Below are 17,918 nucleotides of genomic sequence, written 5' to 3' on the forward strand. Positions count from 1 at the left end.
CCCTCTTCGCGTCAACCGCCGGCGATCAACGATGGATTGTGGTTTGCAGAGCGCGCCCCTTATCCAGGTAGGTGGCGAACTCTTCGGCGGGAACCATGCTGCCGCCGGTGCCCCAGATCAAGTGCGTGGCGCTGGCCAACTGTGCCGCCGAGACGCCAATGCGCTGCAAATACTGCGCGTCCTTGAGCACCCGCACAATGCCTGGCGCGCCGGCCAGGGCCGAAGGTTCGAGTTTTACCCCTTCAAGCTCGTGGGCGAGGAACATCAGGCGGTAGAGTTCTTCGTCGGTGACGGTGTAGTAGCCATCGACCAGGCGCTGCATTGCCTTGCCGACGAAGCCGGAGGGGCGGCCCACTGCCAGGCCGTCAGCCGCGGTGACATTGTCAATGCCGAAGTCCTGCACGCTCACCTGGTCATGCAGCCCGGTATACACACCGAGCAGCATGCACGGCGAGTGGGTCGGTTCGGCAAACACACAGTGCACGGCATCGCCAAACGCCAGCTTCAAGCCAAACGCCACGCCACCAGGGCCGCCGCCAACACCACAGGGCAGATACACGAACAGCGGATGCTCGGCGTCCACCCGCACCCCGGCCACTTCAAATTGCCGGGCCAGGCGCTCGGCGGCCACGGCATAGCCGAGGAACAGGTGGGGCGAGTTTTCATCGTCGATGAAATAGCAGGCCGGATCGTTTTGCGCCTGTTGGCGGCCGTTTTCCACGGCAACACTGTAGTCGGAGGCGTATTCCACCACCGTCACGCCGCTGGCGCGCAGTTTGTCCTTCTTCCATTGGCGCGCATCCGAGGACATGTGCACCGTCGCCTGGAAACCCAGCGTGGCGCTGATGATGCCGATGGACAGGCCAAGGTTGCCGGTGGAGCCAACGGCGATTTTGTACTGGCTGAAAAACCCCAGTGCGCGCTCGTCGGCCAAGGCCGCGTAGTTATCGTCGAGGGTAATCAAGCCTGCCTGCAGGGCCAGGTCTTCAGCGTGCTTGAGGACTTCATGAATACCGCCCCGGGCCTTGATCGAGCCGGAGATCGGCAAGTCGCAGTCTTTTTTCAGCCACAGCGCGCCGCAGTCGGGGAGGGCGGCTTCGCTCAACAGCGCGTGCTGCATGGCCTTCAGCGGCTGGATCGCGGACTCGATGATGCCACCCGCCGCCGCCGTCTCCGGGAACACCTTGGCGAGGTAGGGCGCGAAGCGAAGCAGGCGCGCGCTGGCGTCTTGTACATCCTCCAGGGTCAGGCCGACATCCTCAAGCGCTACAGCGGCCGGGGCGATCGCGGGGTTGAACCAACTGAGCGGCTCCAGTGCGACCAATTGCTGGATAATGGGATGGCTTGCATACCAGGCGTCTAGGGTTTTGCCTTGAATCATGGGAACTGCCTTTGGAGTGGGGTTCATCACACAAACCGGGAAAGGATGAGGGTAAAGACCAGGGCTGCCACCGAGGCGAGCACGGTGGCGCCGGTGAATTTCTTGAGGGCTTCGGAGAGGGAAATCCCCAGGTACTCTTTTACGACCCAGAACGCCGAGTCGGTCACGTGGGTCCAGCCGATGGCGCCGGCACCGATGGCGATCACCAGGATCTCGGGGCTGTATTGCGGGTTCTGCCCGAGGATCGGCAACACCATGCCGGCGGTGCTGATCATGGCCACGGTGGCCGAGCCCACGGCGAAGTGCATCAGCCCGGCGATCAACCACGCCAGGATGATCGGGTTGATGTTGGACTGGCCCAGCACGTCCGCCAGGACTTTGCCGATGCCGCTGCCGACCAGCATGTCGTTGAACGCCCCGCCGGCGCCGATCACCAGCAGAATGCCGGCCAGCGGCGGGAAGCCGCGGTGGGTCAGGTCGAGCAAATCGCCCATGCCCAGCCCACGGCGCAGGCCCAGGGACCAGTAGGCAAAGCAAATCGACAGCGCCAGGGCAATCAGCGGGTTACCTATGAAAGACACCCACTCAAACGCCATCGAGCCTTTGGCCAGCAAGGGGATGGCCAGGGTTTTGCCGACCATCAGCGCCAAGGGCAACAGCACGGTGATCATCGCCATCGCGAAACTGGGGGCCTGGCTGTCGTCGATGCTCCCCTCACCACGCTCAGCCAAAAACTGCGCCTGGTTGGCCGGGGCCTGCCGCGCACAAGTCAGCTTGACCCAGATCGGCCCGGCGATCACGGCAGTGGGCAAGCCGACGATCAGCCCGTACAAAATCACCTTGCCGATATCGGCATTGAGCATGCCGGTAATGGCCGTGGCGGCGGGGTGCGGCGGCAGGATGCAATGCACCACCATCAGCGAAGTCGCCAGCGGTACACCCAGGTACAACAGGTTAATCCGAGTCTGACGGGCAACCACATAAATCAGCGGGATCAGCAGCACAAATCCCACCTCGAAGAACACCGGAATCCCGGCGATAAAGCCCACCAGCATCATCGCCCACGCGGCGTTCTGCTCACCCAGCAGCCGCAGCAGCGTGGTCGCAATGCGCTTGGCGCCGCCAGACTCCTCCAGCAACTTGCCGAGGATACTGCCCAACCCAATGATGCCGGCAAGAAACCCGAGCGTGCTGCCCATGCCCTTCTCAAATGCCGAGACAATCGCGGTGGGAGTCATGCCCGTGCCGACCCCCACCAGCAGACTGGCGGCGATCAGGGCCAGGAACGGATGCACACGGCATTTACCGATCAGCACGACAATCAACAGAATGGACGCGCCAAGGATCAATAGAGAAAAGGTAGGGGACATGGGTGGGTCTGCTCCATCGCAGTTATTGTTAGTTGTTTGCGATGGATTAGATTTCAGGCCTATGGCGGGGACAAACGATGATTCGTCAGGCGCTAGCTGACGCCTGTTCACTTATGGCCAGGGGCGGCCGATTGCATGACAATGCGCGGCGCCTGCGTAATTGTCAGGTCATTACAGGAGGATGTATTGCCCTGGCCCTGACGGGGTGCACCGCCAGCGGCGTCAATGAAATTGCGCATGATCCCCAGCCACGGCAGCCTCTTTAACTGCCGCGAAGGCTTGTTGGAACAACGCAGGTGCGCGCCAACCCCAACTTCAACAGCTCCTTACGCAGTAGCGGGCACTCAAGGACAGCCATTCCGGCCTGCCATTGGATCGACAGCAAATGGCTCAACTTTTGTTGGCTGGCCAAGGGCTCAGCCAGAAAGTAGCTTTTGCACTCGCTGATACTGATGACGTTCAACAGCCAGTCTTCACCCTGCGCGGCCATCCAGTGGGCGAGCGTTGACCGATGCGTTTGGATCAGCGCACTGGCATCCCACACCGCCATCTGCGCGAAAACCTGCGGCAGGTTGCTATCGGCTTTCAGCCGCTTCATATCAACCGCCAACGCGCCAATCAAGTCTGACTCGATAGTGGCTTGACACTCGCGCAAGTACCGCTCGGGCCAGCCCGCATCCAGTTTCGCCCGCCGTGCGAGGACTTCATAAGCCCGGATATCCGATTGGGTGGTCAACTGCCCGGTGAAATTCAGGGTATTGTCCAGAATAGCCGTGGCCAGCAACGCAGCACTTTTTTCGCTTATTAGCGGCAACAGCTCCAACGCTTCCCAACGCTGAAAAATCAGGGTCGCCGCTGCGCCGATTGGCAGGATGTCTGCCGCAGAACCGAGCTTCTGCGCCCAATAGTTTTCAAAGCCTGGGTGATGGTCAATGACTTCCACCACCTGTTCAGGAACCACCACCGGGTCGAAATAGTGGTAGTCGGAGACATCCACCAACACGAACTCATCACCCGCTCTCGGCAGATAGTCATCCAGAGATGACTGCCATCCGAGCACAGTCCTGGAGATGCTGGCATTGAGCGGGGCGCTACTGACGGCCCGAGCCTCAATGCCTTGGCGATTCAACAGCTCGGCGTACGCAATGCAGCAGGCATACGCATCGATGTCCAGGTACGCCGAGCCTGAGGTCACCACCCTCATAACACGTGGGCCACAGCGTGAGCTGCCGAGACAGTTGAAGACAGCTTCAGCGCTTGAGCGATCCCCTCCAGAATCCGCTCATACGCGAATTGACAATGTTCTTCGTCGATGGAAATGCGCACCGTGGCCCCGGCGATCTGCTCGGAATATCCCAGTTGTGTAACCGTGTTGGACAGGCTGAGTGTCTTGTCCGAGCATGCCGACCCACCGGTTATGTAGATCGACTGCCTGTTCAAGGCAAGCTGCAGTTTTTTTGTATTGACGCCCGGCAATGCAATAAAGCTCACACACGGTACACGCGGTGCTTGCTGACCGATCACGACCACTTCGCCCAGCATCGCTTGCAGCTTAGATTCAAATGTTTCCCGGCTCTGTTGTACCGCGACTTTACCGTTGCCGTATTTGTGCTGTTTCTCCTGCAACGCAGTTTCAATCGAAAGAATGCCCGGATAGTTCTGAGTACCACCGCGCAACCCGCCTTCCTGGCCACCGCCAACAATTAATGGCGACAAACCGTAGCGGTTTCTGGCGTATAGAAAACCGGCACCGGGCAACGCTCCGAACTTGTGTCCTGACGCAATAGCGAAATCAACGCCGGATGCGTGCAGATCCACAGGGATTTTGCCGATGGCCTGGGTCATGTCCGAAAATAGCAAACCACCCCCAGCCTTCACTTGTCGGGCGATTGCTTCGATCGGTTGAATCACGCCGGTTTCGTTATGCACCGCCATAACGCAAACCAATGTCGGGCGACCTGCATGGGTGCGGAGCAGCTGTTCCAATTGTGCAGTGTCGAGCAGTCCGTTCATTTGATGCCCGATCGCTATGGATTGCAGACCTTCCAGACCGTAGCGGTTTATGTTCTGCAGGGTGCAGGAGTGTTCGATCGCTGAGTACAGCACCAAGGGTTGCTCATGTTTGTAGCGTTCGAAAAAATCATGAAACACCTGGCTACAGCCCTCACTGGAGCCGCTGTTGAAAATCAGGCAGTCGGCGTCCACTTTCAAAAGGCTGGCGATGCGGCCACGCGCCCGTTCGACTCGTTCGAGCAATTGAACGCCGAGGGCGTGATTGGCGTTGGGGTTGGCGCATTGGCGGGTCGAGAACAACGCCTGAAGCATGTTGCTGACAGCCATTGAAACCGGTGCCGAACCACAGACGTCGGCATAAACTGCATCCACAGCAATATCCATATCAAACACTTCCAGTTTTCTGTTTTATGTCATTCAGGATGCTGCTCGCATAATGCGAACAGAGACTCACGGGTCAAACAATAAGGCGCAGCATGAGCTGGATCGAGCACAGCAAAACGAAAGCATTCAGTGCCTGTTTCAGATGCCCTGAGTCCAGCCGATGAGAAAGCATGGCTCCGAGGAAACCACCCACCACTATCCCCAGTACCAATTCACCGGTGTAGCCGAGAAAGTCCATGGTGGAACCCACTCTGCCGAGTAAAGCCCCACTTGCTCCGATGATTCCGATCAGCGCCGAGGTCGAAATGGCCTGCTTTATCTGCAGACCAAACAAGCTGATCAGTACAGGCAGGTAGATGAACCCGCCGCCCTGGCCGACCAGCCCGCACAATACGCCAAGCACCAGCCCTATCAGTGGCAACGACAGCGATTGATGGTTGCACAACAGGGCCACCGGTCTATGGAACAGATGCGTCACCAACAGCGACATCAACCCCAGCAGCCCGAAGACGAACAGGATGAAGTTTTCGCTGAATGCATCAGCATGGAGAGAGGCAAAAAAGTTGGCGACAGCCATCGGTACAGCAAAGCTTCTGATCACTCGCCAATCCGGCTGAAACTTGATGCGGTGCAGCGCGAACGACACGAGGGACGAAAAGAAGCCTTGTGCGGAAGAAAGTCCCGTCACGACTTCAATCGGCAGTTTCTGACCGGACAAGATCGGGTAAATCAGCACCAACAGGGGCGTCACGATGATGCCCCCACCGATACCGAACAGACCTGACATGAAACCAGCCACCATGCCCACACCGACCATAACCGGGTAGATTGTCACGGCTACCATCTCAGCAGACCTTGATCTTGCCGGTCCCTTCCGTCATCCGACCGATAACAATCAGATCAGGGCAAAGCGCCTGCCACTTCTGATGGTTCTTTTCAAACCCTTCGGCACTCACCGTGAACAGCAAACCGCCATTCGTTTGCGGATCATGCAACAGAAACTTTCTAGCTAATGGAGGATCAGTCAGGTACTCCACGTTCTGCGCGTACTTTTTAATGTTAGAGAAAATACCGCTGTCAGCTGAAGTCACCGCCACTGCCAATGACTCTGTGCCGTCATAAAAAACCAGACCGCTTGTATCCAGGTCAACATCCAGTTGCCCCAGCCCGACCATCTCACTGATATGGCCGATCAAACCGAACCCCGTGATATCAGTCAAACTGCTCACCTCAGGGCTTTCGCTCAGCGTGCGGCCAAACGCGTTGTTGCCGGTAATCTGGGCAAGCGTCGACGCAGCAATATCCTTTTGTTCAATCACTCCGCTCTTCAGGGCATTGGCGAGGATGCCGACACCGATCGGACGCGTCATGACCAGCAAATCACCGGCCCTGGCCGTGTTGTTTTTCTTCAAACGGTGTTTTTCCACCTCGCCAATGATCGAGAAGCCGTACAAGGGCTGGCTGTTCTTGATCGTATGACCACCGACGATGCTGACATTGAACCTGTTCATCACCGACTGGGCGCCAAGGATCATCTGCGTAACTTGCTCGACCGAAACCTGTTCCGGGTCGAACGCCATGATCGAGTTGGCAATAAGCGGACTCCCGCCTGAAGCAAAGATATCGCTTACAGCATTGCTGGCTGCCAATTGGCCGAAGATATAAGGATCGTTGACTATCGGAGAGAAAAAATCGGTGGTGAATAACAGATATTTTTCACCTGCGTCATAGACGGCGCAATCGTCAGAAGACTCAAAGCCCAACACCACCTTGTCATCCGAAACCGTATTGGCTGCTGCAGTTTGCGACAGAATCTTCGTTAACACACTGGATGGGATCTTGCACCCGCACCCACCACTCTCAGATTTATCCATGATCTGACAAAACATCGACATCGACTTTCCTTAGAATCCATTTTCCATAATTAAAACAGCGTATTAGCGTGCTAAAGCATACTGTTATGCCCTATTTCCGCCGACAAAACTCGCATGGTTTCATTGCAGAAATATGACGAAATGGGGGTGTTTCGATGTCATGTGGATGTCAGCGAGCAATGGTGTGCTTGGCTGCGGGGTCAGGGTAGGCAGAGTTTCTTGTTACTTCAGACCCAGTCATTTTCTGTTCCAGCCATTCTTGGTAGGTGATGCGGCTGATGTGTTCCGTCCGATAGTCTTGGAGGAACTGGTTATATTTGTTTTCTTCGGTGTGATGAAAGCGAAAGCCACACTTCGATTGAGCAGCATGGGATTGGATGTTGTCGGCGAAGTAACCACACCAAAGTGCTTTGAGGTTCAGGTTTTCAAAAGCGTGTCGCATCACTTCACGCACTGCTTCCGGAATCAGGCCTTTGCCCCAGTAAGGCACGCCGATCCAGTAGGCTATTTCACCTTCCTGCTCACTGATTTCAAAATTGCTGTTGCTACCTATGAGAATGCCCACACAACCAACAGCACGGCGATTTTCTTTCAATTCGACCGCGTACACCTCTGGGTGATTGAAGACTGTGCGGATGATGTCGGCACTGTTCTCCACACTGGTGTGCGGAGGCCAGCCAGCGATGGGGCCGACTCGGGTGTCTTTGGCATATTCGTATAGATCGGCGGCGTCCGTGTCCTGCCAGGGACGCAGCAAGAGGCGTTCTGTTTTAAGTGTCATGGCCTGTACTCGTAATGGATTGGTGCGTTCGGGACAGAGTATTGGGAGACAGACCATCGGTACACGCTAGTACCTCGGCTTTTTCGGTACTTTTCAAAACAGTTTCACCAGGCGCTGATACGATTGTGGCACTTGTTTGTTGTAGCGCTGGGGCACTATGCATCACATTCCGAAACTTTCCGCTCCTGACGAATCGATGCGGATGGGAGAAACCACGCTCGCGCAAGGGCTAGGTTTACCGCTTTCCTTCGGTCATGCTTACTTGACGCTGCTGGTATGCCTCTGCGGTAGTGCCCACTTCACTCTCAACTTCAAAGAGCATGCGGTCAGGCGCGGTGGTGTGATGCTGCTGGCTGAAGACACGATTGCCCTGCTCAAACGTCGCTCGCGCCGCTTCAAGGTGTTTTTCTGCCTTATGCCGAAAAACTTTGCAGCGGAGGTTGCCTACCCACTGCCAAATACCTTGTTCGTATTTCTGCATGACCATCCTCATTGCGTCCCATCCAAGGACGACATGCCGCTGATAGAGGGGTGGGTGACGCAGATGCGGAACATTGCGCAGACCTGCCCCACCTACCAACGCATCATGTTGCGCAATCAACTGCAGAACCTCTTTTTGAAAATAGCCGAGCAACTTCCAGCCAACCAAATAGAGAACAGGGGATTCAGCAGGAAGGAAATGCTCAGTTGGCGCTTCTGGGAATTGATAGGCAAACACTGCATCCGCCACCGAGATGTGAAGTTCTACGCCGACGCACTGAGTATCACACCGTTCTACCTGTCGCAGTTGACCAAAGCGTTTTTCAATGACACCCCCAAGGGCCTGATCGATCGGCAGGTAACCTTGGAAATCAAGGCTCTCCTTTCATACAGTGACTTGGCTATTGGCCGTGTGGCCGACGAACTGAACTTCGCCGACGCATCTTACTTGTGTCGCTACTTCAAGCGCCAAACGGGGATTTCGCTCTCCCGTTACCGTAAGCACAAGAGGGAGGAGGGCGGGCAGGACTGACCTGCGGTCGAAATAGCGGAGGGAAGGCGCACGAACAATGCGCGGCAGCAGAACCTGCGTGCTATCGCCTACCCGCGCCGGCATGGTGTTTGCTGACGTGCTCAAGCGCGCGGACCCAAGCCGAGGTAGGGGAGTGACGTGTGAGCGGGCTTATGATGGGCTTGGGGAGTAGGGATTGAGTTCGGTCGGCAGAACGCCGTAGATGGATGTTGCTGAAAAGCTGCTGAGACGCGCCAATATCGGCATTCATCCACAGCGATTTTCAGCAATATTCGGTACTCCAGATACAGCGAAGCCCGCACTGGGCGGGCTTCTCTGGTGTTTCAATTGGTGGGCCGGGGTAATCTGAATTGATTCTGTATCGTATTGATTTTTATTGATTATTTTCGGTTATATTTTCTATTGGAATACCTTATGGAATACCATTCGCGAATCTTCTTAAATTCCTGCCTTTACGTCGACCAAAGTTCAATTCCACAGCTGTACTTCGGATTTCGCCTTTGAGTGGAACCAACGGCTACTGATAGCGATTGCTGGCGCTTGGTTCATTCCTTCACTCGCTCTGGCGAGTCGGCGCGTGCCTTATCGCTGTCGCGTACAGCAAATGCGCTCGTGCTCCAACTCCTCAAGATGTCGCTCGTATTGAGCTGATGGTTCGCGAATTGGATGTGCAGAATCAAAGTTTCGACACGGATTAAATTGCAGAGGGGCTGGAGGGGATTTGGTGTCTCTGTACAGTGGCCGCGAAACACACACCCGATAAGCCTATCGGATCTCCCAGATCAGGGATCCATTGATCGCGTCCGGCTTTACGACGGTCAAGGCTCAGGCTAAGGTGCTGGCATAAGGACATGATTTTCTAACATTTGTCCACGGAAGGTTCCTGATCAGTCGTAGTGAAACTACCGCCCTTCCTTTCCGACTTTGTTGTGCCCTGAAAAACGCGTGCCGAGCAAGGTGCTGTCATCGATCACCAACGGGATTGGCGATTGACGCATCAATGTGGTTGTTGCAAGCGTCCCGAACATCAAAAAATTGCTAAATTGAAGGCGGAAAGTATGGATTTTTCGACGCTGTTGCATCTATGGGGTGCAGCAAGCTCCGAGCAGCTGATCGCGCCAATAACGGTAGTTGGCTTCGTTTTCATTTTGTGCGCTTGGTACTTTGTCCGTTATTTTTGTCCATCCTTCAAACTTAGCAGTCAGCTGAAAAAACTGACTAAACGTGTGCACGGTGTGAAAGCGCTCGCCCCGTCTCAACGGCGCTCTGAATTGGAGCAACTGTTCAAAGGAAGCAAGCTGGAGCACTCTTGGCACGAATACGCTGAAACGCTGCACGACCAGTTTGAGTTTCAAGAAGGCGAACAGGTTCTTGTCCGGTCGCGCGCCACCGCCGGAGCCGCGCATTTTTTCTCACCTCAAAGCGTGGTTGATACCCCACTGGGAACCGAGTTTTATAAACACCTGCCTGGTATTTTGACCGGCATCGGTATTGTCGGAACCTTCTTCGGCTTGATGCTAGGCCTACAGCATTTTGATCCAAGCACCCCTGAGCAGGTAAATGCCAGCGTCGATAAGCTGCTCAAGGACGTGTTGTTTGCGTTCATCGGCTCCTTTATTTCAATCATGGCCTCTATAGCCGTCACGATTACTGAAAAGTGGCGTCTGGGCCAATGCTACAGGCTCCTTGAAGCGTTCAACGAAACCATCGACGGGCTTTTCGACAGTGGTGTCGGTGAGGAATATCTAGCGGAGCTTGTGCGCTCGAGTGCTGAAAGCTCCGTGCAAACCCGTCAGCTCAAGGACAGCCTGGTAACCGATCTGCGGGAAATGCTGCAGAACCTCGTTGATACCCAGGTCCGCGAAAGCCTCAAATTAGCGGATACCTTGTCAACGACTTACCGTGACTCTGGGCAGTTGTTGGCGGATCAGGTAAGCAGTGCGATTGAGAACAGTCTCAAATCCCCCCTTGAAGCTATCGCGGGTGCGGTTCAGGCCGCCAGTGGCGATCAGTCAGGGCAAGTACAGAACCTTCTTCAGGATGTTCTAGTTGCCTTCATGAAAAAGCTGGAAGGTACGTTCGGCCAACAGTTCAATGGCCTACACGAACTGATGGGCCAGTCCGTTGCCGCCATGCAGTCGATGCAGCAGGGCTTTTCGACGCTGATCCAAGATATGCGTTCGGCTAGCGAGTCCTCGACCCAAAACAGCTCGACTATGATCGCTCAGTTACTCTCCGATATGCAGGCCGGACAGAACGCCATGCAAGCGGGGATGAACGAGATGCTTGCCAATCTCCAGGCTTCTGTTGCCCGTATCGGCAACGAAGGGGAGGGGGCTGGTGCTCGAATGGCCGAGCAGTTGGAGAAGTTGTTTGCTCAAAGCGAGGCTCGCCAACAGGCAATGGCTGAGAATCTCCAGGCTTTTGTTGAGTCGATCAAACAGAACATCGGCCAAGGTCAACAGGAAACCATGGCGAAAATTGCGGGCTCCGTTGAGGTGCTGGGTGAGCAACTCTCGGCAGTCTTCAAGCAATTGGAGCACGGCCAGCAGCAGATGGATCAAACCACCCGCGCTGCACAGGCTGACCTGCATCAAGGCACCCGTGACTTGGTGGGCGGTCTTGACGAACAGGTCAAGGCGTTGCTGCAAACAGTGTCAGAGCAACAGAAATCTGCACAGGACACAGTTAAGGCATTGAGTGCCCAAACAGAGCAGCATTTGCAGAGCATGCAGCTAGGCGCAGACAAGATGCGGGCGGCGGCTGAGCGGTTTGAAACGGCCGGACAAAGCGTTGCGCGTGCCAGTGAGTCGACTGCGGGGCTGATGGGCACAGTCCAGGGCGCAGGTACTGAGCTTGCACAGGCATCACGTGAGTTGAACACCGTGGTCGCGGACTATCGAAACAATCGTGAAGCGCTGGCGAAAACTCTCGCGGTCATCGAAGGGGTTGTCGCAAGCGCGCAAGGGGAGGCCAGCGGCCGCAGCCAGTATCTCCAGGACCTGAAGGTTCAAAGCGAGCGGATGCAGGCGCTTAACCGTGAAGTTTATGAATACCTGGAAAACATCAGTGGTGTGTTGGGTAACGGCTTTAAAGAGTTCGGTGATGGTATGGATCGGACCTTGAGACAAACGCTGGGTAGTCTGGATGCCGAGCTCGATAAAGCAGTCAAGAGCCTCGCTGGCGGTGTAGAAGGGGTCAAGGAAAGTCTCGAAGACTTCGGCGACATCATGGAACGAATCAGGCAGTAACGGAGGCTAGTCGATGTTTGGTAAGCAAATGCCTTCGGTTGTCCGTTCAAAAGACGAGGGAGAGAAGCCGTTCTGGATCTCCTTCGCTGATTTGATGACTGCGATGATGATTCTATTTCTTGTGGTCATGGTGGCGGCTTTGAGTTCTGTGACGCAGCGTATTAACCAAGCGGAGCAGGGAGAGAAGCAACGTAATAGGGACATCAGTCAGATCTGCGAGCACCTGAGCCTTAAGGCGAAGACTGCCAGTAAAACCATCGTTGTGGACTGTAAGGACAATCGGATTAGCTTCGGCGATGCTGGCCGATTTGGGCATAACCAGTACGCACTGAGCAACGATGGCCAGTCGGCACTTCAGGAGGTTGTGCCGATGATTCTGGACGCGGCTAACAGTGAAGAAGGCCGAAAGTGGTTCAAACAGGTTGTGATCGAGGGATCGACAGATACCGACGGTTCTTATCTTTATAACCTGCACCTTTCACTGCAGCGTTCAGAGTGGGTGATGTGTAGTCTGCTCGATAGCCGCAGCCCGCTCCAAGTCGGATTGTCGCCGGAGCACCAACAGCAAATCAGATCGATTTTCCTGGCGGGCGGTGTGTCGTTCAACAATGCAAAGGACACCAAGGAAGAAAGCCGGCGAGTGGAGTTGCGGATGCAGTTCTTTGGCTTGAAGGAAAAGGAGGACAACCTCAAGCCAGAGGTACCGGTGTTCAATAACACTGATATGGAAAAGTGTCAGTTGGCGATGAGCCGATGACCAGCCCAATCGCGAGGCTTTCCGCCGCTATTAACCTGAGTCTGTTGGCACATCGCACGGGGCCGGCGCCTGAACCGTTGGCGCGATTCCCCCGTCTGGGTGCTGCTGGAATTGATCTTTACGAAAGATTCGAACGCGCTGAAAAAGCTTTGCCGCCACCTCAGGAAAAGCGCCGCGCTGCGATAAACAAATTCCGCAATGTACTCCCACTCAACGCCTCAGAATGGCGTTTGGTTTTTGCCGGTCTCTCGGACAAGAGTGAGCGAGTCGGACCGATACTGGACGATGACCAGCTTTTTGACCGAGTGCACAAAGAAATCCATCATCGCATTGAAAAACGGAGACTGAGCCGCCGAGATTGGTTGGCGCTGTGCTTTAGCTATTTTGGGTACGAGGCCGCCACGCCTGATCAGAACGCCAATTGGTGTGTGTTGCGGGCAGACGTTCAGCTTGGCTTCGAATGCGTCAGAGGTCAGCAAAAACGCGAGAAGGAATGGGTGCATATCGTCCAGCAGCATCAGGAGCTTTTTTCCGAGCAGGCAGGTGCCAGGCTGGGTGACCAGATGTTCAAGGGAGAGATCAGCGACCTTTCGGCATTGCAGACGATTGCGCAGATCCCTGACAGCAGTTGGCTGTGGCGAAGGATCTTTAACGTACTTATCTCTCGTATATTTATGTTGGATGACGCCGAGTTTTCTCAGCGCTTAGCCGACCTTGTCGACATCGGCCGGCAGCATCCGCGGTACATGAACGACATTCTGAGTGCATGCCTGTCGCGTTATCACTTGGCAGCGTATCGAGAGAAACCGTCGTCGCTGCTCAAACAGGTCGCCCTCGACAACTGGGGCAGCCCTCAGATCCGTTCCAGACAAAACAGCTGGCTGCAGTACGTTGAAAAAGATGTCTGTGCAATGGTCGTTGCGTGGTTCGCGAAGGAAGATCTTGAGCACTTCTTCAACCTGTTGAAGGGAGACTCCGAGGTCGATCAATCGCGTCTGCATTATTGGCTGCGATTTGCCAACCAAATGAGCTACACCCGAATTGTTATGGGGGCGGATGCGTGGAATGACCGCGGGCGGGACTTCGTCCATTTCCGTGAGAAGAATAAAGGGCGCTTGAGTAAGTTGGTAGGCGGTCCTGGTCACAACAATGCTGTTGTCATGCAGATTGGGAACTACTTTTTCGTAGAGTTCTCCGGTACAGGCAATGCCTGCTATGTGTACAAAGCAGATGATTCGCCATTCAACCCAGACAAATCCCACCTTGAGCTTACCGCCGAGCTGAAGCAGGCAAATCGTGCGCTGGATCGAATGCGGCATTCACCTGCACCGAGCCGCCCAAACCGTATAGAGGGTTGGCTGAGCAAATTCGATGACTCTCTAGGGAAATTGGGCATTCGCGTGCAGAGTCAGGCCGGCACGCCAGGGGCATCCAAACCCATGGCTTTCGAAGACCAAGTCCGTGACGCTCTAAAGTCGGTCAAGCACAAAGTCTATGACCAACGCGCGCGCGGTGGCGCGTTTCAGGTCCAGCTTGATGACAATGATCAGGCTGCCGTTGCAGCGCTCCAACGCCTGGGCTTCAAGCCCGTCAATCACCAGCCACTCAGGTTTTGGAGACAGTAATGCTCAAGCGTTTGCTGAAAGGCATCGGCCGGCAGCCGAATTCGGTGGTAGAAAATACTGAGCCTGTTTTTTCCATTGAGGAGCAGGGGATTTGTTATCCCCTGAGCTTGGCGGAGAATGTGCAGTCCTGGCCGCTGGCAAGCTATTTGGATCAGTTGGAAGAGGAGGAGTTCGTCTCTCAGCTCAGCGATCGTTGGTTGCTGACGTGGGACGAGCTTTATCGGCTTCTTGATGAGCCAGAGCACTTAACAAGTCTGCCGCTATTGGGGTTGCCGCCACAGACAGCCCTCATCCCTCAATTGAGCAGCCAAGGCAGTCTTGCCTCTGACGACTTCAAGGTCGCTGTCAGTGGATGGCGCGACCCGCAGTCCAATGCAAATGTGCAGGTGCAGCGTACAGGTGCCATCGTCCAGCGCCACGGAATAATGGAAATTCTGCCCGAGTCGTCGTGGAAACTGACCGGTGCGGTACGGCAACTTTATCTGGCTCAGCAAAATGAGCCGGGTGAAGTAACTAACCAGATTGGCTGGGCTAGCATCAGGAAGTTGGCGCGCAGGGCTGGTGCCGGTATGGATGGCTTCTTGGATAAGACCGTCGTTATCAAACCTGAAAGCTTGCGACTCAACCCGCGAAAATCGACAGTAGGCAATATACCGGTTATCGAACTGGAACCCACCTTTGAAGGCCAGCCGGCAAACTGGCTTGAAAGTTTCGACGGCGCCAATCAGGTTCAGGATCGATATCGGGTGACTGGTGATGATGGATCGCTGACACACGTGCTGATTGATCCCGAAGTCAAATCTGTATTGGACTATGTGCGCTCGTTGCCCGGGCGTCGGGTCGCTGGGGACGATGCTCTTTCTTTCGTCCGCAACCCTTACAGCGCACTCGGCGAAAGTGCCGCGCAAGTGTTGGATGCCGAGACTTATGAAGACGACCTGGCCGAGGCTGGGATTTTCTTTCATCGCTTTCATCTGGGGCCCAAACTGGATGAAGCGGGACAGCGCATCGAGCAGGTAAATCTGACGCTCGAACCGATCTCGCCAACGCCGCAAGCGCCCATCGAAGTTGAATTCAAAGCGGCCTATGAGCTCGCGCCGTTCGTGCATGAATTGCAACTGAAGTTGGCCGCTGGAATGCCAGCTGGTTTCTGGCAGGGCTATGAGCTGGAACTCAGCGATTTTGATTTGCGCCAGTTGGCAGGTATCAGCGACCTGCTTAAGCGTTGGCAAAACGAAGCGGCCGGTATTGAGTTCGACTCAGTTTTGGATCTGTCTCTTTACGGCGACCGAGTGACAGGCATCGGGGAAGCGGAACGTATTACTTCACCTTTTCTCGTCAAAGAGGCAACCGAGAACTGGTTACCGAAGGATTTGGCCGCGCTGGGCATTGACGCAGAAATTCTTGGGCGTTGGGATCCATCCGACCGTGCTCAATTTGAAGCGTTTGAGCAGCGGCTGGACGAAGCCCGCGCAGCCGGTGATGAAACGGTTTGCTTGCCGGAGTCCGAAACACCGCTCTCGATTGCCGCCGCCGAGCAACTTTTTGATGCCTGGTCAAAGAAGATCGCCCCTGTCGAGACCGGCCTGGTCCAGCTACAGGAAAAGGTTGGCCGCGCCGTGCTGCAAATTGGGCACAACATCGACGAACCCACCTACGTCCAGATTCGTCAGGCCGCATTACGTGCCGCTTTGGACGCAACGCCAGAGTTGCCCAGCTTGCTCAAGCCTGAAGTCGTCTTGCGTGAGCACCAACTTCAAGGCGTCGCGTGGTTGCAGCACTTGTACCGCTTGTCCCCTTCAGACGTGTCAGGTTGTTTGCTCGCGGATGACATGGGGCTTGGGAAAACGATCCAGTTGCTCACCTTCCTTGTCTGGTACCTGGAAAAGTATCCACAAGACAAACCGACACTGATCGTCGCCCCAGTTTCATTGCTTGATAACTGGGAGCGAGAGCTTCATCGGTTCTTCTTCGCTGATGCGCTGCCAGTGCTGAAGTTGTATGGCTCAGCCTTGAGCGCAGTTAAGTTCAAGAAGGAAGAAATTCCTGCCGACTTGAAAGCAAAAGGCATCAAGAATCTTCTGCGCCCGGGTTGGATGGGCGGCGCCCGAATCGTCCTGACGACTTACGAGACACTTCGCGATCAGGAGTTTTCCCTGGCGCGCCAGCAGTGGTCGATCGTCGTGTGCGATGAAGCGCAGAAGCTGAAGAACCCCGCGGCACTGGTGACTCAAGCGATCAAAGCCATTCCTGCGAGATTTCGAGTGGCGTGTACCGGTACGCCTGTCGAGAACACCCTGATCGATCTCTGGTGTCTGTTCGACTTCATTCAACCAGGTTTTCTAGGTGGTTTGAACCAGTTCGGTCGCGAGTATCAGCGCCCAATCGAAGCCGCGTTGGAGCGTGACACGGTTGCCCTGGAGCGCCTTCGAGGGCTTATCGATCCGCAGACTTTGCGCCGAACCAAGCAGGACATTGCCAAAGACCTGCCCGCCAAAATCGAAGACACAGCATGCCGTTCACTTAGCATGCATGCCTTGCAACGAGATCTGTACCTGTCCGAAATATCCGCGTACAGCCAGAAGCAGCAGATTGAAGAACAGCTCGATCAAAAGACCTCCGGCATGCTCGGATTGCTGCACAAGCTCAAGCTCATTTGTGCTCATCCTTACAGCGTTCAGCCAGACAAGCGATTGCGCGACAACTCGCCGAAGCTGCAATGGTTGATGCAGACCCTTGAATCGATCAAAAGAGCTGGAAATGGCGACAAGGTCATTGTCTTTACCGAGTTGCGTGATATTCAGCGGGAGTTGCAGCACTCGATCCAGGAGCATTTCGGGTTTCGGGCAACCGTCATCAACGGCGATACCAGTACCTGCAGCCAGAGTGCGAATAGCCGGCAGCGGCTGATCGACCAATTCCAGGAGCTGCCGGGATTCGCAGTCATCATTCTATCGACCATCGCTGTCGGGTTTGGGGTGAACGTGCAGGCAGCCAACCACGTCATTCACTTCACCCGTTGCTGGAACCCGGCTAAGGAAGATCAAGCAACTGACAGGGCTTATCGGATTGGGCAGGAGAAGGATGTCTATGTGTACTACCCGACGGTTCGTGATGCGCAGATGCCGACGTTCGAAGCGACACTTGATGAGTTGCTGAGTAAGCGGCGGGCGTTGGCGCGGGACATGTTGAGTGGGGCTTCGGATATTCAGGCTTCGGACTTTGAGGCGCTGCTGAAAACACGCTGAGCCCGACTTGCAGGAAAATGTTGCTTGGCGATATGTCAAATATAAGTACAGGTAAGTTCCTGCTCGGGTTTGCAAATAGGCAAAAACCAGCCAAGTGGCGCTAGTCTGGTACAACCTGTGAGCGGATTGCTTACCTGTGCACACGTCCAGTATTGGCGCCGAAAGCTCAGCGGCTTACTGTGCGCAGCATCCGAGTCTGCTGCCCACCTTAACCCGCTCTCC

Annotated in this window: 12 protein-coding genes; 5 read left to right on the forward strand and 7 right to left on the reverse strand. The window is 55.3% G+C overall.

The genetic code is table 11. The features are described from left to right. Positions 1–25 precede the first annotated feature (25 nt). The 7 genes from JFT44_RS17905 to JFT44_RS17935 form a co-directional block, all read right to left on the reverse strand. On the reverse strand, positions 26–1,381 hold the full coding sequence (locus JFT44_RS17905; protein WP_198830981.1) for a D-serine ammonia-lyase: 1,356 nt from the start codon (positions 1,379–1,381) through the stop codon (positions 26–28). A gap of 26 nt (positions 1,382–1,407) precedes the next feature. Next, positions 1,408–2,751, reverse strand: coding sequence for a gluconate:H+ symporter (locus JFT44_RS17910; protein ID WP_198830982.1), 1,344 nt, complete (start codon positions 2,749–2,751; stop codon positions 1,408–1,410). Between the two features lie 262 nt (positions 2,752–3,013). Beyond that, on the reverse strand, positions 3,014–3,955 hold the full coding sequence (locus JFT44_RS17915; protein WP_057960601.1) for a bifunctional oligoribonuclease/PAP phosphatase NrnA: 942 nt from the start codon (positions 3,953–3,955) through the stop codon (positions 3,014–3,016). Next, on the reverse strand, positions 3,952–5,148 hold the full coding sequence (locus JFT44_RS17920; RefSeq protein ID WP_057960600.1) for a cysteine desulfurase family protein: 1,197 nt from the start codon (positions 5,146–5,148) through the stop codon (positions 3,952–3,954). Before JFT44_RS17920 ends, JFT44_RS17915 begins: the two co-directional genes overlap by 4 nt. 73 nt (positions 5,149–5,221) lie before the next feature. Next, positions 5,222–5,992 (reverse strand): sulfite exporter TauE/SafE family protein, encoded by a 771-nt coding sequence (locus tag JFT44_RS17925; RefSeq protein ID WP_057960599.1) that lies wholly within the window; start codon positions 5,990–5,992, stop codon positions 5,222–5,224. Position 5,993: 1 nt separating this feature from the next. Further along, positions 5,994–7,043 carry a selenide, water dikinase SelD gene (gene selD, locus JFT44_RS17930; RefSeq protein WP_057960598.1) on the reverse strand — a complete coding sequence of 350 codons (1,050 nt, stop codon included), beginning with the start codon at positions 7,041–7,043 and terminating at the stop codon, positions 5,994–5,996. Positions 7,044–7,191: 148 nt separating this feature from the next. After that, a complete protein-coding gene (locus tag JFT44_RS17935) occupies positions 7,192–7,803 on the reverse strand; it encodes a GNAT family N-acetyltransferase (RefSeq protein WP_225923837.1) in 612 nt (203 codons plus the stop codon). A 157-nt stretch (positions 7,804–7,960) separates the two neighbouring features. On the opposite strand from JFT44_RS17935, the gene JFT44_RS17940 reads away from it, so the two are divergent. The 5 genes from JFT44_RS17940 to zorD all read left to right on the forward strand — a co-directional run bounded on the left by JFT44_RS17940 (position 7,961) and on the right by zorD (position 17,696). Next, entirely contained in the window at positions 7,961–8,815 is an 855-nt protein-coding gene (locus JFT44_RS17940; RefSeq protein ID WP_198818181.1) for an AraC family transcriptional regulator, read from the forward strand. A 1,058-nt stretch (positions 8,816–9,873) separates the two neighbouring features. Further along, positions 9,874–12,066 (forward strand): type I Zorya anti-phage system protein ZorA1, encoded by a 2,193-nt coding sequence (gene zorA1, locus JFT44_RS17945; RefSeq protein WP_198830983.1) that lies wholly within the window; start codon positions 9,874–9,876, stop codon positions 12,064–12,066. A 13-nt stretch (positions 12,067–12,079) separates the two neighbouring features. Next, positions 12,080–12,823 carry a type I Zorya anti-phage system protein ZorB1 gene (gene zorB1, locus JFT44_RS17950; RefSeq protein ID WP_056741006.1) on the forward strand — a complete coding sequence of 248 codons (744 nt, stop codon included), beginning with the start codon at positions 12,080–12,082 and terminating at the stop codon, positions 12,821–12,823. Beyond that, positions 12,820–14,448 carry a type I Zorya anti-phage system protein ZorC gene (gene zorC, locus JFT44_RS17955; protein ID WP_198830984.1) on the forward strand — a complete coding sequence of 543 codons (1,629 nt, stop codon included), beginning with the start codon at positions 12,820–12,822 and terminating at the stop codon, positions 14,446–14,448. Before zorB1 ends, zorC begins: the two co-directional genes overlap by 4 nt. Further along, positions 14,448–17,696 (forward strand): type I Zorya anti-phage system protein ZorD, encoded by a 3,249-nt coding sequence (gene zorD / locus JFT44_RS17960; protein WP_198830985.1) that lies wholly within the window; start codon positions 14,448–14,450, stop codon positions 17,694–17,696. The genes zorC and zorD overlap by 1 nt, the downstream gene beginning before the upstream one ends. The last annotated feature ends 222 nt before the right edge of the window (positions 17,697–17,918 follow it).

The sequence above is a fragment of the Pseudomonas sp. MF5691 genome (assembly GCF_016405645.1).
Lineage (GTDB): Bacteria > Pseudomonadota > Gammaproteobacteria > Pseudomonadales > Pseudomonadaceae > Aquipseudomonas > Aquipseudomonas shahriarae.